Origin of the sequence: Roseobacter litoralis Och 149 (assembly GCF_000154785.2) — a bacterium.
Taxonomy (GTDB): domain Bacteria; phylum Pseudomonadota; class Alphaproteobacteria; order Rhodobacterales; family Rhodobacteraceae; genus Roseobacter; species Roseobacter litoralis.
Genome location: NC_015730.1, coordinates 2994292 through 3016068, shown reverse-complemented (window position 1 = coordinate 3016068; position 21777 = coordinate 2994292). Strand labels below are relative to the sequence as shown.

At 59.3% G+C, this 21777-nt stretch carries 22 protein-coding genes; 9 read left to right on the top strand and 13 right to left on the bottom strand.

Annotation, left to right across the window (positions count from 1 at the left end):
* Positions 1 to 175: 175 nt before the first annotated feature.
* The 3 genes from RLO149_RS14385 to metF all read right to left on the bottom strand — a co-directional run bounded on the left by RLO149_RS14385 (position 176) and on the right by metF (position 2236).
* Complete coding sequence (locus RLO149_RS14385) at positions 176 to 730, bottom strand: hypothetical protein (RefSeq protein WP_013962828.1); 555 nt, start codon at positions 728 to 730, stop codon at positions 176 to 178.
* Between the two features lie 94 nt (positions 731 to 824).
* Complete coding sequence (locus tag RLO149_RS14380; protein WP_013962827.1) at positions 825 to 1307, bottom strand: PaaI family thioesterase; 483 nt, start codon at positions 1305 to 1307, stop codon at positions 825 to 827.
* A 59-nt stretch (positions 1308 to 1366) separates the two neighbouring features.
* Positions 1367 to 2236 carry a methylenetetrahydrofolate reductase [NAD(P)H] gene (gene metF, locus RLO149_RS14375; RefSeq protein WP_013962826.1) on the bottom strand — a complete coding sequence of 290 codons (870 nt, stop codon included), beginning with the start codon at positions 2234 to 2236 and terminating at the stop codon, positions 1367 to 1369.
* 87 nt (positions 2237 to 2323) lie between these two features.
* Here metF and RLO149_RS14370 point away from each other — a divergent pair, with 87 nt between their 5' ends.
* Complete coding sequence (locus RLO149_RS14370; protein WP_013962825.1) at positions 2324 to 3229, top strand: LysR family transcriptional regulator; 906 nt, start codon at positions 2324 to 2326, stop codon at positions 3227 to 3229.
* Between the two features lie 179 nt (positions 3230 to 3408).
* Here the strand turns inward: RLO149_RS14370 and RLO149_RS14365 are convergent, their stop codons facing one another.
* From RLO149_RS14365 to RLO149_RS14340, 5 genes are all read right to left on the bottom strand, one after another.
* Positions 3409 to 4266 carry a delta-class carbonic anhydrase gene (locus RLO149_RS14365; RefSeq protein ID WP_013962823.1) on the bottom strand — a complete coding sequence of 286 codons (858 nt, stop codon included), beginning with the start codon at positions 4264 to 4266 and terminating at the stop codon, positions 3409 to 3411.
* 159 nt (positions 4267 to 4425) lie between these two features.
* A complete protein-coding gene (locus tag RLO149_RS14360; protein ID WP_013962822.1) occupies positions 4426 to 4653 on the bottom strand; it encodes a DUF1289 domain-containing protein in 228 nt (75 codons plus the stop codon).
* Positions 4650 to 5141 carry a Holliday junction resolvase RuvX gene (gene ruvX, locus RLO149_RS14355; RefSeq protein ID WP_013962821.1) on the bottom strand — a complete coding sequence of 164 codons (492 nt, stop codon included), beginning with the start codon at positions 5139 to 5141 and terminating at the stop codon, positions 4650 to 4652. The genes RLO149_RS14360 and ruvX overlap by 4 nt, the downstream gene beginning before the upstream one ends.
* Complete coding sequence (gene ccmI, locus RLO149_RS14350; RefSeq protein ID WP_013962820.1) at positions 5138 to 6379, bottom strand: c-type cytochrome biogenesis protein CcmI; 1242 nt, start codon at positions 6377 to 6379, stop codon at positions 5138 to 5140. The genes ruvX and ccmI overlap by 4 nt, the downstream gene beginning before the upstream one ends.
* Before the next feature lie 386 nt (positions 6380 to 6765).
* The gene (locus RLO149_RS14340; protein ID WP_013962818.1) at positions 6766 to 6960 is read right to left on the bottom strand and encodes a hypothetical protein; all 195 of its coding nucleotides are present in this window, start codon (positions 6958 to 6960) and stop codon (positions 6766 to 6768) included.
* 191 nt (positions 6961 to 7151) lie between these two features.
* On the opposite strand from RLO149_RS14340, the gene RLO149_RS14335 reads away from it, so the two are divergent.
* The 3 genes from RLO149_RS14335 (at position 7152) to RLO149_RS14325 (ending at position 8854) form a co-directional block, all read left to right on the top strand.
* A complete protein-coding gene (locus RLO149_RS14335) occupies positions 7152 to 7346 on the top strand; it encodes a hypothetical protein (protein WP_044025363.1) in 195 nt (64 codons plus the stop codon).
* Between the two features lie 390 nt (positions 7347 to 7736).
* Positions 7737 to 8129, top strand: coding sequence for a hypothetical protein (locus RLO149_RS14330; protein WP_013962816.1), 393 nt, complete (start codon positions 7737 to 7739; stop codon positions 8127 to 8129).
* A gap of 125 nt (positions 8130 to 8254) precedes the next feature.
* Positions 8255 to 8854, top strand: coding sequence for a superoxide dismutase (locus tag RLO149_RS14325; RefSeq protein ID WP_013962815.1), 600 nt, complete (start codon positions 8255 to 8257; stop codon positions 8852 to 8854).
* Between the two features lie 89 nt (positions 8855 to 8943).
* Here the strand turns inward: RLO149_RS14325 and RLO149_RS14320 are convergent, their stop codons facing one another.
* Complete coding sequence (locus RLO149_RS14320; protein WP_013962814.1) at positions 8944 to 9495, bottom strand: LOG family protein; 552 nt, start codon at positions 9493 to 9495, stop codon at positions 8944 to 8946.
* A 131-nt stretch (positions 9496 to 9626) separates the two neighbouring features.
* Between RLO149_RS14320 and RLO149_RS14315 the strand changes: the two genes are divergently transcribed.
* Positions 9627 to 11018 (top strand): LysM peptidoglycan-binding domain-containing protein, encoded by a 1392-nt coding sequence (locus RLO149_RS14315; protein ID WP_013962813.1) that lies wholly within the window; start codon positions 9627 to 9629, stop codon positions 11016 to 11018.
* A 72-nt stretch (positions 11019 to 11090) separates the two neighbouring features.
* Positions 11091 to 12926, top strand: a complete 1836-nt coding sequence (locus RLO149_RS14310) for an ABCB family ABC transporter ATP-binding protein/permease (protein ID WP_013962812.1) — start codon at positions 11091 to 11093, stop codon at positions 12924 to 12926.
* Positions 12927 to 12932: 6 nt separating this feature from the next.
* Here RLO149_RS14310 and RLO149_RS14305 read toward each other — a convergent pair whose 3' ends face one another.
* Complete coding sequence (locus RLO149_RS14305) at positions 12933 to 13115, bottom strand: hypothetical protein (RefSeq protein WP_013962811.1); 183 nt, start codon at positions 13113 to 13115, stop codon at positions 12933 to 12935.
* A gap of 127 nt (positions 13116 to 13242) precedes the next feature.
* Between RLO149_RS14305 and RLO149_RS14300 the strand changes: the two genes are divergently transcribed.
* On the top strand, positions 13243 to 13872 hold the full coding sequence (locus RLO149_RS14300) for a LysE family translocator (protein ID WP_013962810.1): 630 nt from the start codon (positions 13243 to 13245) through the stop codon (positions 13870 to 13872).
* Between the two features lie 29 nt (positions 13873 to 13901).
* Here RLO149_RS14300 and RLO149_RS14295 read toward each other — a convergent pair whose 3' ends face one another.
* The 3 genes from RLO149_RS14295 to RLO149_RS14285 all read right to left on the bottom strand — a co-directional run bounded on the left by RLO149_RS14295 (position 13902) and on the right by RLO149_RS14285 (position 19466).
* Complete coding sequence (locus RLO149_RS14295) at positions 13902 to 14357, bottom strand: DUF302 domain-containing protein (RefSeq protein WP_013962809.1); 456 nt, start codon at positions 14355 to 14357, stop codon at positions 13902 to 13904.
* 76 nt (positions 14358 to 14433) lie between these two features.
* A complete protein-coding gene (locus tag RLO149_RS14290) occupies positions 14434 to 18231 on the bottom strand; it encodes an efflux RND transporter permease subunit (RefSeq protein WP_013962808.1) in 3798 nt (1265 codons plus the stop codon).
* Entirely contained in the window at positions 18228 to 19466 is a 1239-nt protein-coding gene (locus tag RLO149_RS14285) for an efflux RND transporter periplasmic adaptor subunit (RefSeq protein ID WP_013962807.1), read from the bottom strand. The genes RLO149_RS14290 and RLO149_RS14285 overlap by 4 nt, the downstream gene beginning before the upstream one ends.
* A 214-nt stretch (positions 19467 to 19680) precedes the next feature.
* Between RLO149_RS14285 and RLO149_RS14280 the strand changes: the two genes are divergently transcribed.
* Both RLO149_RS14280 and RLO149_RS14275 read left to right on the top strand, forming a co-directional pair.
* Positions 19681 to 20358 (top strand): tetratricopeptide repeat protein, encoded by a 678-nt coding sequence (locus RLO149_RS14280; protein WP_013962806.1) that lies wholly within the window; start codon positions 19681 to 19683, stop codon positions 20356 to 20358.
* Between the two features lie 62 nt (positions 20359 to 20420).
* A complete protein-coding gene (locus tag RLO149_RS14275; RefSeq protein WP_013962805.1) occupies positions 20421 to 21773 on the top strand; it encodes a PQQ-like beta-propeller repeat protein in 1353 nt (450 codons plus the stop codon).
* Positions 21774 to 21777 lie beyond the last annotated feature (4 nt).

The following is a 21777-nucleotide window of genomic DNA, read 5'->3' as shown; positions in this document are numbered from 1 at the left end:
CGACCCGGCTTGCAATTCATTGGCAGTAATGATGCGCGGCCACCATCTGCCGCGGCAGATATGCATGAGATCCTGAAGCGTCATGCGAAAAACCTGAATCACGTAACGCTGCCTGAAATCAAAGATTTCAACGCGTTACGTGATACTTGATGTCTCAGGTATTTCGTCAGACGCTTTAAAACGCCGTTGCGGCATTTTTCAAGACGTCGCTCTGCACACCAAATACACCGCGACTGGTCGAAATGCCGCTGCCCCCGACGCAGTAGTCGGCCCTGTCGTAGGATTTGAAATCGTCGATGGAACGATCTGACATCAGCGCGTCAGACACGTTGACCGCCGTCTGAGATCCGCCGCCCCGCCTGATGCGTTCCGCTGAAAGCAGTTCTTTTTCCTCCGCATCGAACCTCTGCGCGGTGTCGCGCCACGCACCGATGGGCGTCAAACGCACCATCGAGACCACCGTGCCGCCTTCCCTTAAGTGGGCAGCTGTCAAATTGATGGCGGCTCTGTGGTGTTTCAGATCGATGAACGCGGTCGTCGCATAGAATGACCAGCCCATTTCGCAAGCTTGCGCCGAAGATCGCGTTTCGATGATCTTGCAGTCTGAGACGGTTATTCTCTTGGTGTCCCAGCTGGATTTCAAGTTCGGATCCTTCGCCGAAAGGGCGCGCTGCACCTGAGCTTCTGCGGCAGCAAGGTTGTAGGTTTTGAAATCCGGCAATTTTACCATGGATTCGACCGTCGCTATTAAAAACGACCCCAAAACAAAGGCAACTGCGACGAGCACGTATTTAAATGTTGTCCATCTACTCGGTATATCGTCTTTAGCCCGGTTTCATAATGATGCAGGTCGTAGATCCGGTTGCGTAGAGCTTGCCATCCTCGGCGCCGCGAATTTCGCCATGTGCCACGCTGGTGGTGCGGCCTGCGTGATCCACCACGGCATCGCAATGGACGAACATGCCGAGGGGAATGGCGCGGGTGATATTCACCTTGTACTCCAGCGTCGTATAGACCGAACCCTGCGGCACTTTGGTCATCACAGCGCAGCCCAGTGCCGAATCGAGCAAGGCTCCATACCAGCCGCCATGCACGGCACCGCTGGGGTTCATGGCGCTGAATTCCGGGGTGCCGCAAAAGCGCACGCGGCCCTCTTCGACTTCCAGAAGGTTGAAATTGAGTGTCGCCGCGATGGGGGCGCCTGCGATCTCTCCCTTGAGCACGCGCTGCATGAAGGTCAGCCCCGACATGCCAAGGATTTCAGAGCGGGGCAGCAAATCGTCAGGGGTTTGGGCAGCGTAGGGCATCTGGTTCTCCGCAATAAGTGTTGTTGAGACACTAAGCGGCTGGTGCGCGGCTTCAAGGTTTACGCAACGTCCATAACACCTGTAACGGCCTGTGTGACACCCAATGCATGACATATTTCGCGCGTCAGTTCCGGGCGGTTGAGGGTATAGAAATGCAAACTGTCGACGCCTTCGTCCACCAGATCCGAACAGAGTTCGGTGCATAACGCACGGGCCAGCAGGTCGTGTCGGTCATCCCGCAGGGCCGCGTCAAACGCCTGATCGAGCCACGCGGGGATGGATGTCCCGCAGCGCTGCGCGAATTTGCGGGCGTTCGTCCAGTTGGTGATGGGCAGAATGCCGGGTGTGATTGGGACGGAGATGCCCGCGCGCGCGCAATCGTCGCGAAACCGCAGAAAGGTATCCGCCTCAAAGAAGAACTGCGTGATCGCCTCGCAAGCGCCTGCGTCAACCTTGGCCTTGAGCCAGTCGATATTGGCCTGCTGGCTGCTCGCTTCGGGGTGTTTTTCGGGGTATGCACCGACGCGCAGCGTGAATTGACCGCTGCGTGACAGGGCCTCTATCAACTCAACCGAGTTGGCGAACCCGTCCGGATGCGGGGTGAAGCCAGTGCTGCCGTCGGGTGCATCGCCGCGCAGGGCAACGATATCCGTGATCCCGGCTTGGGCGAAGCGTTGCGCGATGGCGAGGGTTTCGGCCTTTGATGCGCCCACGCAGGTCAGATGCGCGGCGACCGGCAGTCCGGATGATTTGTGCAACGTATAGGCCGCATCATGGGTCAGATCGCGTGTCGTGCCGCCCGCGCCGTAGGTGACTGAGAAAAACCGTGGGGCCAGAGGGGCAAGCGCCTGCGCGGTATCCCAAAGCTTGAAAGACGCATCAATGGAGCGGGGCGGGAAGACTTCGAATGAAACGGCTGGGATGGGCATCAATGTATCCTCGGATTTTTCATGACTTGTGCCACAGAATTAAAAATGAAACAAATTCATAACTTTCATCTTTAACATGAGTTCTGTATGCATATTGAGTTTCGCCATCTGCGCACGATTGAAGCGATCCATGAGGCGGGGGGGCTGGCGCGTGCGGCGGACCAGTTGCATATCACGCAATCCGCCTTGAGCCATCAAATCAAGGGCTTGGAGGATCAGGCGGGGGTTGAGCTTTTCGTGCGCCGGTCCAAACCGCTCAAGCTGTCTCCGGCGGGGATGCGTTTGCTGAAACTCGCGCGGCAGGTCTTGCCGCAGGTCAAGGCATTGCAGGATGAATTCACCGGCTTGCGCGCGGGCAGCACGGGGCGGATGCATATCGCCATTGAATGCCACGCCTGTTTTGAGTGGCTGTTTCCCGTGCTGGAACAGTTTCGCAAAGCCTGGGGGGAGGTCGACGTGGACATCCGCCCCGGTCTGGCCTTTGACGCGCTGCCCGCGCTGCTGAAGGAGGAAGTCGATCTGGTGGTGTCGTCTGACCCCGAGGATCTGCCCGGTGTGGAATTTGTCGAACTCTTTGATTATGCGCCGGTTTTCGTGGCGGCCAGCACCCATGCCCTGGCCCAGAAACCCTATATCGAGGCGGGCGATTTTCGTGGCGAGACCCTGATCACTTATCCGGTGGAGCGTTCGCGTCTGGACGTGTTCAGCCAGCTGCTGATCCCGGCCAAGGTCGAACCCGCGGCGATCCGGCAGGTGGAACTGACGGCCGTTATTCTGCTGTTGGTGGCGTCCAACCGGGGAGTGGCGGTTTTGCCCGATTGGGTGGTGCGCGAGGTGAAATATTCATCCGACTACGTCACGCGCCCCCTGACGGCCCAAGGGATCACGCGGCGTCTTTATGCGGCTGTGCGCAGTGATGATCTGGACAAGCCTTTCATGCAGCATTTGCTGGACCTCGCAGGGGCAGAGGCGCGGAAATTGCAGTCGGCGTAAGTATAGCGTGATGGACCCGCCCCATGCCCTTGTCACAAATGTGCACAAGGGTGTGGGGCGGGTATCTGGTCGCCTGTTGGGTCTGATGACAGACCAGAACCATCACGTAACGCTGCCTGAAATCAAAGATTTCAACGCGTTACGTGATGCTTGATGTTTCAGATATTTTGCCAGACGCTCTAGTTGATGTCGGAAATCAGGTCCGGGTTCACGACGAGATTGCGCACGCCATGGGCTTCGCCCTCACTGAAAATATTGTCGGACAGCCATGTCTCGACGCTGGTGATGGAGACCTTCATCACCTCAGGTCGCACGCTCCACGAGACCTGCAGGGGCGATCCTTGTTCGTTGAAAGAGGGGCCGGTTGTCGATCCGTTGTAGGCGATTGGGGTGCCGGTGTCGGTGGGAATGTTGACCGCCTGATAAAGGCCATCGACCTGTTCCACTTGGGTCAGGGTCACGAAATCTGCCGCTTCGGGATCGTTGACGAGCACATAAACCTGCGCCTCGACACGCAGCTGGGGGTTGCCGATGGACTCGGCAAGACAAGCGCCCAGCGTTGGGCCCGGCGCGACCTGCGCGGTGGTGTGCACGTAATGCAGTTCGATTGTGTCACCCGGTGCCAGATCGCCGTATTTTCCGGCGCCGATTGTGCGTCCCAAGGGTGCAAGCTCAGCCTCGGACAGGGTGCCATTGTATCTGAACCCCGTTCCTGCGCCCGCCCCATCGCCGTTCCCGGCAAATGCCGTGAATTCGCCGCCACGGTGTTCGGCGTTTTCATGAAAGTGGATGTTGCACAGGTTCATTTGCGTAAATGCGGGGGCCGTGCCGAAGGCGCGCGCGTTGTTGCCGCTCAGCGTTTCGAGGTCACGCGGGGACTGTGGCCCAAAACCGGCGCCTTGCGTATTTTTGGCCAAGGCCGCCCGTTGTGCGGCGATGACATCATCCCCGACAGCGCCGTGTCCGTCCGCAAGGGTGGATCCGGCGGTGAGCATCAAGACGCCAAAGGCACCGAAGCAAATTCTGGTAGATTTCATATGTCGCGTTTCCCTGTTTTGACATTAAAAAAGGCAGCGTAAACCCGCTGCCTTGCACGTCATAGATGTGCGCGCGGGTGGCTTTATTCAAGATCGCTTTGGTGTGTTTCGTCGGGTGGTAACCGGTCCGGATTTCAGGCCGTCACATGGGCTGACCGGTCAGCGGGCCAGCCGTGCGGCCCGTCCGCCGCGACGTTTGGTGAGCAGCCCCTGTCTGCTTGGCAATTCGTCCATCACCATGCGCCGCGCGTCGGGTGAGAGTTTGGACCACATCGTGATTTCATCGATGGAGCGCAGGCAGCCCGTGCACAGGCGTGCCTCGGGGTGGATCACGCAGATTTTGATGCAGGGGCTTTCGACTTCGTCCCGCTTCCAGATGTCACTCATTTTTGATCCTGTTCTGCGCGTATCACGCGGATGCGGTCCAATGCGCCTTGCAGGATATACCCTGCGGCGACGTGGTCAATGACCTCTGCGCGACGTTTTCGAGACGTATCCGCCTCAAGCAGGGCGCGTTCGGCAGCCACGGTGGACAGGCGCTCATCCCAAAAGGTGATGGGCAGGTCCGACCCGATGGTTTTTTCCAGATTGCGGGCAAAGGCGCGGGTGGATTGGCAGCGCGGCCCTTCGGAGCCGTCCATATTGCGCGGCAGCCCCAGCACAAGCCCGCCAAGCCGCCGTTCGGAAGCGATTTCCACCAGACGGGCGGCGTCCAGCGTGAACTTACGCCGTTTGATGGTTTCCAAAGGCGTGGCCACCGACAGGAACGTATCGCTTACGGCGACACCGATGGTCTGGGTGCCCAGATCAAGGCCCATGAGGCTGCGCATCGGCGCAAGTGCCGCGAGAAAGTCAGCGGTATCTTCAAGGATCATTCGGCCACTTGCGCCCGTTGTCCGGCGCGCAGCAGCAGATCAAGCGCGCGGGTGTCGTCGGCAAAGACCTGAATGGCGTTTTCATAGACGCTGCGCGCCGCCCCCGTCTGGCCCAAGACGCCAAGTGCGGTGATCAGCTGTGCCCAGTCCTGCACCGGGCCGCCCTCGGTGCCAAGCCGGTCTGAAAGGCCCTGCACCATACTTTCGATCATCTCGAGGCGTTCGGAGGGGCTCATCTCACCTGCGGCCTCAATGTCGGCAGCGCTCGGGCCGCCGGGAGCGTCAAGACCGGGGCCGATTTCGGGCAGTTGGTAATTGACACCGGCCCGGAACGCGAGGTCTTCGATCTGGGCGAGGACAGGTTCGATCCAGGCGGCCTCGCGCGGGCCTTCGCGCAACAGCTGATCCCAGATGCGGAACGCATTGTCGGGCCGTCCGGTTTGCGCCAGCATCAGGCCGATGTAATAGCGCGCCGCCCCATTGGTGGGGTCCAGAGCAAGCACCTGACTCAGCACGCTTTCCGCCTCTGGAGAGACATAGCCACCCGCTGCCAGCACCAGCATGTCAGCGTAGTTCGCGTAGTCTTCACTGGTGGCGTCATCGCCGCGCAGCCGCAGAATTTCACCCTGCGCGCGGGCGGCGGCGCGGAAATTGCCGAGGTTCCCCTCGTTTTGCGCCAGAAGGGTCAGACCCTGAATATCTTCGGGGCGCGCCGCCACGGCTTCGCGCAGCCGTTCCACCAGCGCGACGTAATCGGGGCTGATGTCCGGCGGGGCCACATAGGCGGGCAGGCTGTCTTCGGCTTCTTGCTGGCGGGGGCGATTTTCGCGGGCTTCTTCGGCCAGAACGATGCGATCCTTGAGCGCCAGATCGCCGTAGCCCGGCGCGCCGATGGTCATATACAGCCACAGACTGCCACCGATCAGAACCACCGCCAGAATGGCCCCGACAAGACTTGGGGCGCCTTTGTTTGCGTCCGCTTCAAGCGCATCGGTTTGCAAGGCGGCATCAGCCGCGAGGATGCGGCGCGAAATCTCGGCACGGACCCGGTCTGCATCTGCGGGATCCACGACGCCACGCGCCAGATCCTTGTCCACTTCGCGCAGCTGATCGCGGTAAACACGCAGATCATAAGCCGCCGCTGGTTCGGTTGCGCTGCGTTTTGGGGCACGCAGGGCAAGTACCAATAAAAGGGCCACAACAATCGCCAGTCCAGCAGAGATAATCCAGAACGTCATAAAGCCCTCTTGCAGCATTGAAGTACTCATGTAGCGATCAAATGGGCGGCGCAAAAGGGGCAAACGATCAAGAGCAGAGGTGTTACATGCGAGATGATGTCGCGCGTGGCCGGTTTACGCATGAAGGCGGTGGGCAGAGTCTTCAGGTCCACCATCCGCTTCTGGCGTACTGCGCGTTTATTCAAGGACTGATCAAGGGTATATTACGACGCGATGCCATACCACGCGCGCCTGCCATCCGCACGGCATGCGATAGCGTTTTGATAACGTGCGTCTGGCCATCGCGCGTGATGAGGGGGGCAGGTAACTGCGACGTGATGGCCGTGCGGGCGCGCACCGGAGTTCTGATGGTGCTGAGCTTTTTTTTCGCAAATGACTTTCAGCGCTTATTTTGACGCGCCATCCGACTTTTTGTTCTCGCCTGCGGCAGAGCCGAATGCGATCAGATTGCTGACATCTACTTCACGTCCGCCACGCGCTGCTTTGCGTTTGGCGATGCCGCGCCGTTCCAGCACGAGTAAGACGATGGCAATCGCGCCGATGCTGCCAAATCCGAGTACTGCCAACATTTGTTCGCTCATGAAGTTTCTCCGTTCTCTCAGTTCACGTTTAGTATAGCGCAAGTTCCCGGACGGGCCAAATGCGCGGTGCTCAGCCGATGGGGTTGGGGCGCAAAGGCTGTCACCCGCCGAAAGCTGTCGGGGATTTCCGCTTATATTGCAGCGCGCCGTGTACCCGTCATCATGAAATTCTCAGAAAAGGAGAGAAGATCATGTCAGACTACTCACAGCACAACCAAGGCATCGGTGGCAAAGGTATTGTTGTCGGATTGCTTCTCATCGGGCTCTTTGTTGCAGGGCTTGCGTTTCTCGGCGCAAACGGTTCGGAAGTTGAACCGGGCACTGCCGTCATAGACCCCGCCAATCCGGTAGCTGAGCCTGAACCGGCACCGGCCATCACTGAATAACACCAGAACATCAGGGGCAGACAAATGGGGGCGGGTGTCTTATGGCATCCGCCCCTTTTGCCCGAAATTCAATGCGATCTGGACCGGTTTGTCGCGATTGGCCCCATTTGCAGTGGGACATGTCTTGGTGCCCGCCAATGATAGGCGCCGGACGTGCGTCAATTTCTTACACTGGTCGTCCAAAGCCTTTTCGGCAGGTCATTTGTTCAGCGTAGCTGCGCGCGAGGTTGAAACCACTCTTTGAGCAAACAGAATTTCCCTATCGAACTTTTCGTCTATCTGGCCCAATTGAAACGAGTGGCGCTGGGGCGGTACCTGTTTCTACCTTTTCTTTACGTCAGCTTTCTTCTAACCTCGCGCGTGAGAATTCTATTAAAACAGGTCAATGTAATGAAGAAATTTTTGGTTACCACAGCTGCACTTGCAGCCTTTGCATCACCGGCCGTGGCACTGGAGTATGTGTGTGACGTCCGAGGGAATGGCGAAGGGTTTGTAAGTAGTGTTGTGGCCCTGCAATTTGAGCCGGGGGCTGGCACCGCTATGGTCTACGATGCTGTCATCGACCTCGTGCACGGCGAACCAATCGAGGTCGACCTGAAAGACCGTGGAAGGGGCAGATATCGCATGACCTACCGCGTCAGTAATATCCCCGCGAGACCACGACCGTTGACTATCCTCTACACGATTAATCTGGATGCCGAAAAGAACACGGTTGTCATTCGGGGGACCATGCCCGGATATTCCAACTTGGTCGGAGGCAAAGGCACCTGCAAAAAACGTTGAGCGGCTGCAGGATCGCTTTTGTCTATATGCTTGGAACTTTTTGCGCGCCCTGATACTTGAACTGCGAGCGTGTAGCGCTTCATTGCACTACACACCGCATTGAATAACCTAGAGGGGGCCCGACAATGGCTTTTGAACTTCCTGATCTTCCTTACGCGCACGATGCTCTGGCTGGCAAAGGCATGTCTGCTGAAACGTTGGAGTACCACCACGACCTGCACCACAACGCCTATGTGACCAATGGCAACAAGGCGATTGAAGGCACCGAATGGGCAGGTAAGTCCATGGAAGACATCATCACGGGCACCTATGACGCCACTTCCGTGGCGCAGAGTGGCATCTTCAACAACATCAGCCAGTTGTGGAACCACAATCAGTTCTGGGAAATGATGGGCCCGGGTGAGAGCAAGATGCCCGGTGAACTGGAAAAAGCGCTGACCGAAAGTTTCGGGTCTGTTGATGCCTTCAAGGAACAGTTTTCCGCCGCAGGCGCAGGCCAGTTCGGGTCAGGCTGGTGCTGGTTGGTGAAAAACGCTGACGGTTCGCTGTCGGTGACCAAGACGGAAAACGGCGTGAACCCGCTGTGTTTTGGACAGACCGCATTGCTCGGATGCGATGTGTGGGAGCATTCATACTACATTGATTTCCGCAACAAGCGCCCTGCTTATCTGACGAACTTCCTCGACAACCTTGTCAATTGGGAGAACGTCGCGTCCCGCATGTAATCATGTGACTGACGACGATGTAAAGCCCCGTGTCATCCCTGATGGCGCGGGGCTTTTTTTGTACCGTGCGACTGCCAGCGCAGCGCATTCTACGCCAGCGCGCGGTGCAGCTCTTTTCGGCAGGCTTCGGGATCGGGGACGGTGGTGTAATACCCATGCAGCGTTTCATCGGCAAAGCCATGGGCGGTCACATGGTTCAGGAGCGACACCAGAGGGTCCCAGTATCCATTTGTATTCAAGAGAAAGATCGGCTTTTGATGCAAGCCGAGTTGCCGCCATGTCAGGGCTTCGAACATCTCATCCAACGATCCCGCACCACCGGGCAGCACCACCACGGCATCGCAATTCATGAACATGACTTTCTTGCGCTCATGCATGGTTTCGGTGATCACATAGGTCGTCAGGTCGGTCTTCCCGATCTCCCAATCCACCAGAAGTTGCGGGATTACACCAAAGGTGTCAGCGCCCGCCGCCTGTGCCGCGCGCGCCACCGCGCCCATCAGTCCGACGTCGCCTGCGCCATAGACCAGACGCCATCCTTCTTCGGCGATCATTTGGCCCATGTTTTGCGCATCGCGCATGAAGTCGGGGTCGGTTCCGGGGCGGGATCCACAATAGACACAGACGGATTTTGGGGGCATCGGCGTGACTTTCTTGTTTCAAATCGCGGATTTATGACTGCATTCGTTTTGACCAGTGATAGGGCAGTTGTTATGTAGGCTCAACGTCTGCAACGCATTTCTGCGCGTGAACCCGAAAAGTAGAGATCAAAATGAACGATAATGGGTCTGCCAACCCATCCAGAAGCACAGGTCTGCTGACGGCGGGCCTTGTGATTGCGGGGCTGATTGCGGCTGCCGCTTTCCTGTCGCTGCGCGATTCCGGTCGCCTGAGTGAAGAGGCCGTGGCGGTTCTTGAGGCTTCCGAGAGAGCAGGGGCCAACACGGTCGTGACACCAGGGGAACCCGCCGGTGAGCGCCAGAGTGTGCCAGATGCCGCTGCCAGTGGGACGGACCCTGCGACGGCTGACGAGACGGTTGCGCCTGCCGAGACTGCCGAAACAGTCACCGCGACCGTCCCCACGATTGACGAAGTGCGGGTGGATACGGGCGGCACGATGGTGATCGCCGGGCGTGCAGAGCCGGGGGCCGACGTCGATGTGCTGGTAGACGGAGAGGTGGTCACCTCGGCGCAGGCCGATGCCAGTGGTGCCTTTGCCGCGGTCGGTTCCGTTTCTGCGAATGAGAGCGCCCGCAGCCTGACCCTGCGCAGTGGAACTGGCGATAGTGCCGTCGCATCAGCGGATGAGATCATTCTCACCCCCATCGCCCCGCGTTCCACAGCGCCCGCAGACACGCAGGCACAGCAGCCCGAAGCAGAGACAACTCCGGCACAACCGGATATCGCGATTGCGTCAACGGGTGCAAGCGACGACGCGGGGGCATTTGCTGAACCCGCAGCCCGTAGTGATGCGTCTGCGGATGCGACCCCCGAAGAGGCGCAGGAAACGGCCGCGAGCGCTGCACCAGCGCCCGATGCCACGCAAAGCGGTGCCGAGGTTGCGCAGTCAGCGGATGTTGGAGGTCTGGCGGATGCGCCGCGCGCCAGTGATGACGTGAGCGATGCACCGCGCGGGACAGACGTCGCGGTTTTGCGTTCAGATGAGCAGGGGGTTTCCCGCGTTCAGACGGCACCGGTGTCGCGGGTCATGCTCGATACGATCAGCTATTCTGACGACGGTGCCGTGCAGCTTGGCGGGCGCGCTGGCGCCGATGCTGTCGAAGTGCGCGCTTATCTCGACAACAGGGCAGTGGCGCGCATGAGTGTAGACCCTGATGGTCTGTGGCGCGGTGTCATCATAGATGTCGCGGCGGGTGTCTACAGGCTGCGCGTTGATGCGCTCGGACAGGATGGCGCGGTGACAAGCCGGCTGGAAACGCCGTTCAAGCGCGAAGCCCCGGCGGTTCTGGCGGCGGCCACGCAAGCCGCAACCGGGTCAATCCAGGCGATCACGGTTCAGGCGGGTGACACACTTTGGGCCATTGCACGCGACAGATATGGCGAAGGCCTGCTTTATGTGCAGGTCTTTGAGGCAAATCGCGGTGAAATTCGCGACCCTGATCTGATCTATCCGGGGCAGGTATTCGACCTTCCTGCAGACTAATTGGGGCGGCGTACTGGCCAAGCTGTGTCCGGTGTCTTAGGTAACGGCTTCTAAGACGTGACAGGACCTTACATGCCAAGTGATACCGCCGCCGATCAGACCACTGACAGCGCCGAGCAGAACATCGAAGAAACAGAACGCCGGTCGGGTTGGCGCACCATTCGAAAGGTGGCCCCATACCTGTGGCCGCAGGATCAGGCTTGGGTCCGTCATCGGGTGTTGATGGCGCTTGCGCTGTTGATTTTGGCCAAGCTGGTTTCGGTGGCGACGCCGTTTTTCTACAAGGGCGCGGTCGATGCGCTGGCCGAAGAGGGCGTGCCGCTTTTCGCCCTTGGCGCCATTGGTATGACCGTGGCCTATGGCATGGCGCGTCTGATGACGGTGGGCCTGCAACAGCTGCGTGATGCGGTGTTTGCCAAGGTCGGGCAACGCGCGCTGCGCATGCTGGCGCTTGAGACCTTCAACCACATTCACCGCCTGTCCATGCGCTATCATATCACCCGCAAGACCGGGGGCTTGAGCCGGATCATTGAGCGCGGTGTCAAGGGCGTTGATTTCCTTTTGCGTTTCTTGCTGTTTTCCATCGGGCCGCTGATCTTTGAACTGATCCTCGTGGGGATCATCTTTGCGCTCTATTTTGATTTTTATTACCTGCTGGTCGTGGCCGTCGTGATTGTTTTGTACGTCTGGTTCACTTTTGCGGTGACGGAATGGCGCGTCAAACTGCGCCGTGAGATGAACAATCAGGACACGGATGCCAATCAAAAGGCCATCGACAGCCTGCTGAATTTTGAAACCGTCAAATACTTTGTTGCCGAAAAACGAGAAGCGCAGCGCTATGATATGGCGATGGAAAAATATGAGGATGCCGCGATCAAAACCGCGTTGAGCCTCACGTTCCTGAACTTTGGCCAGTCCTTGCTGATCACGTCAGGCTTGATTGCGGTGATGGTCATGGCGGCTGTCGGGGTGCAGAACGGGACGCTGACGGTGGGTGATTTCGTGATGGTCAACGCCTATATGTTGCAGATCACCATCCCGCTGAATTTTCTGGGCACGGTGTACCGCGAAATCCGGCAGGCGCTGGTGGATATGGGCGAGATGTTTGATCTGCTGGAGCAACCGGCAGAAGTGGTCGACGCCCCCGATGCCAAGCCCCTGCGGGTCGAAGGCGGGCGCATTGAGCTGGACGACGTGCACTTTGGCTACAGTACGGATCGCGCCATCCTGAAGGGGGTTTCGATCATGGCGGACCCCGGTCAGATGGTGGCGATCTGCGGCTCGACCGGGTCGGGAAAATCCACCATCGGGCGGCTGCTGTTTCGGTTTTACGATGTGACCAGTGGCGCGTTGCGCATTGACGGTCAGGACGTGCGCGATGTGACCTTGGAAAGCCTGCACCGCGCGATTGGCGTCGTGCCGCAGGACACGGTGCTGTTCAATGATACCATCCGCTACAACATCGCCTACGGTAAGGACGGCGCAACCCAGGCGGAGATTGTGGCGGCTGCACAGGCCGCGCAGATCCACGATTTCATCATGTCCTTGCCTGAGGGTTACGAAACGGCTGTTGGCGAACGCGGACTGAAGCTGTCGGGCGGGGAAAAGCAGCGGGTCGGCATTGCGCGCACGTTGCTCAAGGACCCACCCATCCTGTTGCTGGACGAGGCGACATCGGCATTGGATTCTGAAACCGAAGCCGACATTCAAGACGCGCTGATGCAAGCTGGCCGTGGGCGCACCGTGATTACAATCGCGCACCGGCTCAGCACAATCGCCGAGGCGGATCAGATCATCGTGTTGGAAAAAGGCGTGGTTGTCGAACGTGGCACGCATGACGCGCTGTTGGCGCGCGAGGGCCGCTATGCGCAACTGTGGCGTCGCCAGCAGTCTGAAGAAGAGATTTGAACGCGGTTACTCAGGCTTTTTGTCGCGCGCGGCTTTTTCTTCGCGGGTCAGCTTCTGGTTCCATACATTTTTGCTTAGCCCCAACTCGCTGGGCGGCGGTTTGGTTTTGCCGACACTGATTTTTCCGCCCTTGTTCAGAAATTCCTGAATGAGCGCGTCATCGGTGGTTTTCTTTGGAACAGTTTTCATTTCTTACATCTACCGCCTGCATCTGCTTTAGGCAACGACGGGTTTGCCAAATCATGCGCGCAGACTGTGTTTGACCAATTGCGGCCAACGGGCCTAAGCTGGGCAACCGACATCGAGGAGACAGCGCGTGGCAATCGAGACCTATCTTCTCTATCTCACCGCGGTGGCCATTTTCTTTGCGACGCCGCCCGATACGAGCCAGCTTTTGATCATTTCAAACAGCATCCGCTATGGTGTAAGGCGCAGCCTGTTCACGATTGCGGGCGATTTGACGGCCAATTGCCTGCAAATGACCGCTGCCGCCTTTGGGCTGGCGGCGATTATCGCGACATCGGCAAGTGCTTTTACGTGGATCAAATGGGCCGGGGTGGCCTATCTTGCTTGGATCGGTGTGCAGTTGATCCTGTCCAAGGCGCAAGTGCCTGAGGTCGAGGCCAATACCACGGGCCAGTCTTTCCGACTGTTTCGGCAAGGGTTCTTCACCTCCATGGCCAATCCGTTTGCGGTGGTGTTTTTCGGGGCCTTGTTCCCGCAATTCATCGATCCCACGATGCCGGTCCTGCCGCAGCTTTTCATACTGGGCGCGACCTATATCATTGTCGATGGCTCGATTTTACTTCTTTGGGGCTGGGCGGGCGCACGTGCGATGCGCAGGCTCAAGCGCGTGTCTTTTCAACGGGTGAACAGGCTTTGTGGGGGTCTGATGATCGCAGCGGCGAGCCTGCTTGCGACCCGCGATTTGAACCCGCAGCCTTGAAGGCTGCAGGCTGAAAACCATGCGTTTTTCTATTCAGCGGCGATGGCCTTTGACGTCAGCTTGTCCAGCGCGCCGGTCATCATCTGGATGTATTTCGCATCCGCAGGCAGGCCGTGTGTCGCGGCGAGGGTGGCCGGATCGTGATAGACCACATGCACGACACCTGCGTCATCCTCATAGGCCAGAACCCGCAGGGGCAGATCAAGCCCAGCCGTCGCACCGCCCTGCATTGCGGGCGTGCCCAGTTTGGGGTTGCCAAAGATCAGCAGTTGCGAGGGCGCAAGCTCCAGATCGACGGATGCAGCACCGGCAGCGTGGTCCACGCGCGCGAAAACCGTCGCCCCGGCCCCGGTGACAGCCGCCTCAAGGCGGTCCATTGTGAAACCCACGGCATGGGGGCTGGTCTTTTCGATCAGATCGGACGCAAAAGCGCTGGTTGCGCTGACGATCGTGATCAGTCCGGCGATGGCGGCAGTGTTCGGCATTGGTATTCTCCTTTGATATTCGCGCGCAAGCTAGCACGGCGCTGGCAAGATGTCCGTCACAGTGCTGTGAGGTGCCTCATTCGGCGGCTTTCAGCGTTGTGTCCGAGGGGCGGAGGGCAGGCGTGTCATCCCAGATCAGCTCGGTGTTTGAGACGCGGTTGGCATCGCGTTCCAGTGCCCAGTCGCGTGCCGCCCGTGAGGCGCGCCCCAGTGACAGCTTGGCCAGCAACGTGGCGACCCAGCGCACATAGGTCGTGGCCCAGACGCGGATGGCCAGCATCGACGGTGTCACCACCAGCGTCAGCACCGTCGCAATGCCGAGGCCAAAGACCACCGCCGTGGCGAGTTGCTTCCACCACAGCGCTGTCGGGCTGTTAACCGTGTACCCACCATCGGCAAAGTTCAGGCTGAGCCCGAGCATCATCGGCGCAAGACCTGCCATGGTGGTGATCGTGGTCAGCAATACGGGGCGAATGCGGGCTTGGGCGGTGCGAATGATCGCCTCGATCCGGGGCATGTACTGGCTGTATTCCTGATAGGTGTCGATCAGGATGATGTTGTTGTTCACCACAATGCCTGCCAGTGCCACGATCCCCGTTCCGGTCATGATGATGGAGAACGTCTGATCCATCACCAGCATCCCGATCAACACGCCCGTGGTCGACAAAACCACGGCCACAAGCACGAGGACGGCGTTGTAAAAGCTGTTGAACTGGGCCAGCAGGATGATGAACATCAAACCGAGCGCGGCGGAAAAGGCGGTTTGCAGGAACGCCGCACTTTCGGCCTGTTCTTCCTGATCGCCGGTCCATTCCCATTCAACACCATCAGGCAGGGGATTGGTGTCAAGCCACGCCGTCAGAACCGCGATACGTTCGTTTGCATTCACGGGCACCAGCCTGAAGCGCCCCTCGTCCAACCCGGACTGCAGCGCGTCGCTCTCGATATCAGCCCGAAATGTCCAACTGTAGCCTGTGCCGTCCGGTCCGGTGACATCCGCCACAGCGCCGGCTGGACGCAGCATGGCGAGGGTAAGCTCGCCGCCTGTGCCATCGGGATCGCCCACCACCTTGACCAGCCCCGGTGCCACATCCGCCTTCACATCAAAGTACCGCTTTTGAGCGATCCGGTTGATTTCGGCCAGTTTTGGCACCGGCGTGCGGGTGATGAAGTTGCTGAGCGGGACCAGCCCATCGGTGGTGCGCACTTTGAGCGTGTCGAGGGTGGACAGGAAGCGATCCTCAGCCGGGAGGCGGACGCGGATGTCGATTTCTTCGTCCGAACTGTCGATGCGCATGGTGTCAAGCAGCAGACCCCGTGTCACAAGCTGCACCATCGCGCCCACGATCTGCACGTCAGCGCCGTAGCGGCCCGCTTTTTCCACATCTACGTCGATTTGCCAATCGATGCCGGGCAGGGGGAGCGTGTCTTCGATCAGGGTCAGGCCGGGGGTGGCGTCGAACTGTGTGCGCGCGACTTTCGTGGCCTCTGTCAGGGTGTCAAAGCTGTCTGCCTTGAGGCGCAGATGGACGGGTTTGCCCGATGCGGGGCCTTGCGCCACTTCGAGGATTTCGGTTTTGATGCCGGGCAGTTGCGCTAATTGCTCGCTGAGTTCGGCAATCACGATATTGCCGTCAAGTTCTGGCCGGTCTGCGCGATCACCCCAGGGGATCGTCTCAAACTGAACCTGCCCGATCATGTCGTTCGGGGAGGCGGCACCGGAGGTATCCGTGTTCAACCCGCCTTCGCCTGCGAAAGAAAACGCGTTCATGACGCCGGGATGGGCCAGCACAATGGTTTCGGCGTCTTTGACCAGCACGTCTTTTTCCTCAAGCGACAGGTTGCCGCGCGCCAGCACATAGACAATGCCCTGTTCGGGTTCGGATTCCACAAAGAATTCAACGCCGTTGTTGTTGTTTGTGAAGTAGATCAGAACCGTGCCGACAAAGACGAAAACCGCCCCCGCCATCACCAGCGGCATGGCCGGGTTCCCGACGATTGCCGCCATCACATGGCCAAAGCCGGAGCGGCGATAGCCTGCGGTGATCTGCTTAGGCTCGGCGCTGAAGAGCCGCGCCGCCAGCCAGCGGCCCGCGCGTCCCATGCGCGTCAACAGCGCGAAGGTTGAGACCAGCAGCACCAGAAAACCGCCGATGGCAATGGCCACACAGGCCGCTGCCGCCACAAGCAACAAGAAGACCACAAAGAAGGTCGGGATCACGGAGCCGAGCAGGTTCAGCCCTTCCATCGCCGCAAACCGTGCGCTGATACCGTCAAACACCGGCGACAGCCCGGCCAACGTCGTCAGCATGAGGGCGGCAATCGGGAAAAGTGCGAGATGCAAATACCACACAAGGCCCGCAACCTCTTGCATGTACTGCGAAATCCAGCGTTCAAGCCGACCCGTAACGCCGCCCATGACCGGCAGATAGATCAGTGCCACGACCAGCGAGGCCGAAAGCACAAAGATCAGTGTGACGGGCAGCATCCCCATGAATTCGCCCGGCACGCCGGGCCAGAAGAGCATCGGCAAAAAGGCACAGAGCGTTGTGGCGGTGGAGGACACGATGGGCCAGAACATCCGTTTGGCCGCCTCCACATAGGCCTGCATGGGCCCCACGCCTTCTTGCTGGCGCTTGTCGGCATATTCAACGACCACGATGGCGCCATCCACCAGCATCCCCACCGCAAGGATCAGTCCGAACATCACGATGTTCGAGATGGAGATGCCCATCACGGCGAGAAAGGCGAAACACAACAGGAAAGACGTGGGGATCGCAAAACCCACCAGCAGGGAGGCGCGTATGCCAAGGGCCGCCAGAGAGACGATCATCACCAGCGCAATCGCCGTAAACACGGAGCCCTGAAGCTGCTGCACCATGCTGTCCACGATGCGCGACTGGTCGTTTGACGTACCCACATGCACCGCCGAGCGCAGCCCCTCCGGCCAGCGTTCGCTTTTCTCGGCCACGAGATCTTTGACCAGTGCGGCGGTGTCGATCAGGTTGAAGCCTTTGCGTTTGACCACCTGCAAGGCGACCGTGGTTTCCCCGTCAAAGCGCGCGGTCCCTGAGCGGTCTTCGAAGGTGAGGTTGATCTGTGCGAGATCGCCCAGCGTCACGACGCGGTCGCCATTGGTCTTGACCGGCAGGTTGTAGACATCGCGTGGTTCATCGAACGACGAGGGGATTTTGACGGCGAATGTGCCTTGGGCCGAATCCACCTCACCGGCGGCAATCAGCTGGTTGTTGTTCTGTACGGTCGAGATCAGCTCACTGGCGGTGACGTTGTAGGCCTCAAGACGCAGCGGGTCGATCAGCACCTCCAGCATCTCATCGCGCGACCCGGCGATACCTGCCTCCAGCACCGCATCCAGCGTTTCAATATCGTCCTGCAAGTCCTTGGCAATGCGCACCATTGTGCGTTCCGGCACGGGGCCCGACAGGTTCACGATGATGATCGGAAATTCGGAAAAGTTGATCTCATTGATCGAATATTGCTCTGCCCCATCGGGGAATTTCGCCTCGGCCTTGCCCATGGCGTCGCGCACATCGGCGAGGATTTTCGTCTTGTCCCAGCCAAATTCGAACTCAAGCGCTACGCCCGCGTAGTTTTCGGCGGCGGTGCCGCTCATGTCCTTCAGCCCGTCAAGGTCGGCAAGCTCCGTCTCCATCGGCTTGACCAGCAAGGTTTCGCTGTCTGCGGCGGAGATGCCGGGAAAGGGCACCGAGACGAAGAGCGCCGGTATCTCGATGTCCGGCTCACCTTCTTTCGGCAGCGTGGTGTAGGAGTAGGCGCCGACAACAATGCTCAGCAGGATAAACGCCACGATCATGCGTGCGCGTCCTGCGGCCCAGTCGACGATGCCGGTCATTGCACAAGATCCCGGTAGGTGGGGGCAACGCGCACGCCCGCAATCACATATTCCTGACCCAGAACGATTACATCAACGCTGTCCGCCAACCCGGTCAGCCAGACGCCTTGCGCAGTATCGCGCAGCAGTTGCACGGCATGAAATTCGACGATGGCGTTTTCGTCGATGCTGCGAATGCCCAGCACGCCGTCATCGTTCAATGTCAGGGCGGATTGTGGCAGCAGGTGGGCCGTTGCACCTTCGCCCGCGACCATAATCTCTGCGGTCTGACCATCAGAGATGTTCATGCCGGTGTTCGCAACCTCGATCTCAACGAGGAAGGTGCGCGTTGTCTCATCTGCGGCGCGCGACAGAAATGTCACCTGACCGGTGATGTTGTCTTGACCGGTGGCGAGCGTCGCGCGGGCTGACGCGCCGACCTTGACCCGCGCCACCTCGGTTTCCGGCACGAAAGCCACCAGCTTGACGGGATTAAGCTGTATCACCGTCGCGCACAGATCACCGGCTTGCAAAAGGGTGCCGAGTTCTGCGGTATCGCTTTCCAAAATACCCGAGAAGGGCGCGCGGATCATGAGGCGTTCCAATTCTTTTTCGGCCGTTGCAACACCGGCTTGCGCGCCTTCGATTCCGGCCTGTGCCGCTTGCACACCGGCACGTGCAGATTCAACCGACGCCAAAGCGGTTGCGACATTGGCCTCCGCATTTGCCACGCGCGTTGTTGAGGCAAACCCGCCTGCGCTGAGCTTGGTCGAAGCATTTTCATTGATGCGCGCCTCGGCCAGTTGGGCAATCGCCTGATCGAGGCGTGCCTTGGCTTCAGGCGCACGGGCGCGGGCCTCGTTCAGTTGCGCATTAGCCTGTGCCAAAGCCGTCCCACGGGTGGATTCGTCGAGCCGACACAAAAGCTGCCCCTCATCCACATTTTCACCTTTGCGCAGAGGCTCCGAAACGACGGTGGCGGATGTTTCTGATTTGACGTCCACAACGCGAGCAGCGCGGGTTTCTCCGCGCAGTGAAACGGCTGTGTCGATTTCCTGCGCTATGGATTTTTGCACGACCACCCTGACCAGATCACTGGCCGCCGCGTTTTCCTCAGCACCCGTGTCTTGCGAATCGTCCGTGTCTTCCGCTGACGCATCCTGCCCGAACAAAGCAAGCAAAGCACCGCGATCAACGATGGCAAAATACAAAGCTGCCGCCACTGCAATCGCTGCAATGATGGAAAAAATACGCATGAAAACTGCCTCGTTATGAACTTCCAGCCGTCAATGCGCCGCATCGGGTGTATTCTGTGACGTTTGAAAACTGGTTTTTGCGCTAAACCGATCAGTTCAGTTTAAAGATTTTTCCGACTGAGTGCAATGGCGCGCGCGGATAGAAAGTGCAGGGTCTTGGCTTGCCCGTCCGGTCACTGTAAGAGGAGCGACAAGCGAGCTTTGGCGGGGCAATATGAGCGACACAGACAGTTTCATCGATGAAGTCAACGACGAGGTCCGTCGCGACAAGTTTTACCTGATGCTGCGCCGTTATGGCTGGGTTGCGGCCTTGGTCGTGGTTTTGATCGTTGGTGGCGCTGCATGGAGCGAGTACCGAAAAGCGCAGACGCGTGCTGAGGCCGAACGTCTGGGCGATCAGATTTTGAACGCTTTGTCGTTGGGCGAACCCGCGACGCGTCAGGCTGGCCTTGACACCATTAATGCCGAAACACCCACGGCCAAAGCCGTTGTGCGCCTTCTGGCAGCCGCCGAGGCGCAGCAGGCCGGTGAGACCGACACAGCCTTGCAAGCGCTTGAGCAAGTGGCCGTAGACGGTGATGTGCCTGAAATCTACCGTCAGATTGCAGCCTTTAAATCGATTGTCCTGCAGGCCGACACGATGGATCCGTCAGAGCGTCGCCAGCAACTGGAAGCGCTGGCCGTACCCGGTGCGCCGCTGTCGTTTCTGGCACAGGAACAGATTGCGCTGATGGAGGTCGCAGCTGGCAACACGGATGCCGCCCTCGCACAGTATCAGTCCATACTGCAGGCAGCGGGCGTGAGCGCGGACTTGCAACAACGCGCCTTACAGGTGATTGTGGCGCTCGGTGGGACGCCCGAGCTGGATAACCTTCCTGATTTGGGGAACTGAACCGGCATGGCGCGCAGCTTGGGGATAGCCGCGCGCAGACTGCAGCGGGTAAATGGGGCGGAATGAAGTTTATGTTTTTTGCAACCCAAAAGCGTCTTTTTCGACCTTTGTCTGTGTTACTCGTTGCAACGGTTTTCCTCTCCGCCTGTGCGGAGGATGACTTCATATTGCCCGGCAAACGCGAAAGCGTCGACTCAGTGCTGAACGGGGTGGATGCGTCTGAGACCCTCGCGATTCAGAATGAGGCGCGTGCCATCTCTCTGCAGGCGGTGCAATCAAATGCCAGTTGGCCCCAGGCGATGGGTAGCCCGGAATTCCGTACGGCGCATCCCGCATTGGCGTCGCAGATCACCGAGATCTGGTCGGCGGATATCGGGGCCGGCGATGGGCGCAAACAGAGAATTGTCGCAACGCCGGTCGTGGGCGGTGGGCTGATTTACACCCTTGATGCCGAGGCGCTAGTCACGGCGACATCTCCTTCCGGACAAACGGTCTGGCAGTCAGATGTGCGCCCCGCAAGGGATCGCAGCGGACAGGCAACAGGCGGTGGTCTGGCCTTTGACAGCGGGCGCGTTTTCGTGTCGCTTGGATATGGCAACTTGGTCTCTCTTGATGCGGCAACCGGTGCCGAGCTTTGGCGTCAGCGCCTCGACGGAACTGCCTCCGGGACGCCCACGGTATTCGACGGTATCGTCTATCTGACCGCTGGTGATGATCGCGGCTGGGCTGTGACGGCGGATGAGGGGCGGCTTTTGTGGCAACTCACGGCCTCGCCAGATGTCACCAATGTGCTGGGTGCACCGGCCCCTGCCGTGGCAGGTGATCTCGCCGTGTTTGCCTTCGGCTCCGGCGAGGTTCAGGCCGTGTTCCGTCGTGGCGGTTTGCGGCGTTGGGATGCGTCCGTGCGCGGCGAGCGGCTCGGCACTGCACTTGGGAACATTGGCGATGTAACAGCGCCCCCGATGATCGTAGGAAACCGCGTTTATGTGGGCAACCAGTCAGGGCGTCTTGTGGCACTTACGCTTGATGCCGGTGCGCGGGTGTGGACGGCCAACGAGGGGGCTGCGGGTAATATCGTGGCTGCGGGCGACAGTATTTTCGTCCTGTCTGATTTGAATGAATTGCTGCGCCTTGATGCCTCTGACGGCAGCCGGATCTGGGGCGTGCCCCTGTCGCGTTTTGTAAAAGACAGGCCAAGGAAACGTGCAGAAATTTATACCCACCATGGGCCCATATTGGCCGGTGGACGGCTCTATGTGGCCTCTAATGATGGGTTCCTGCGCAGCTTTGATCCGGCCGGCGGGGCCTTGGTGAACAGCATTGAGATCGCGGGCGGTGCGACGACCAGCCCGGTGGTTGCGGGCGGCGTTCTTTATGTCGTGTCGTCAAATGGCCGATTGCATGCTTTCCGTTGACGCG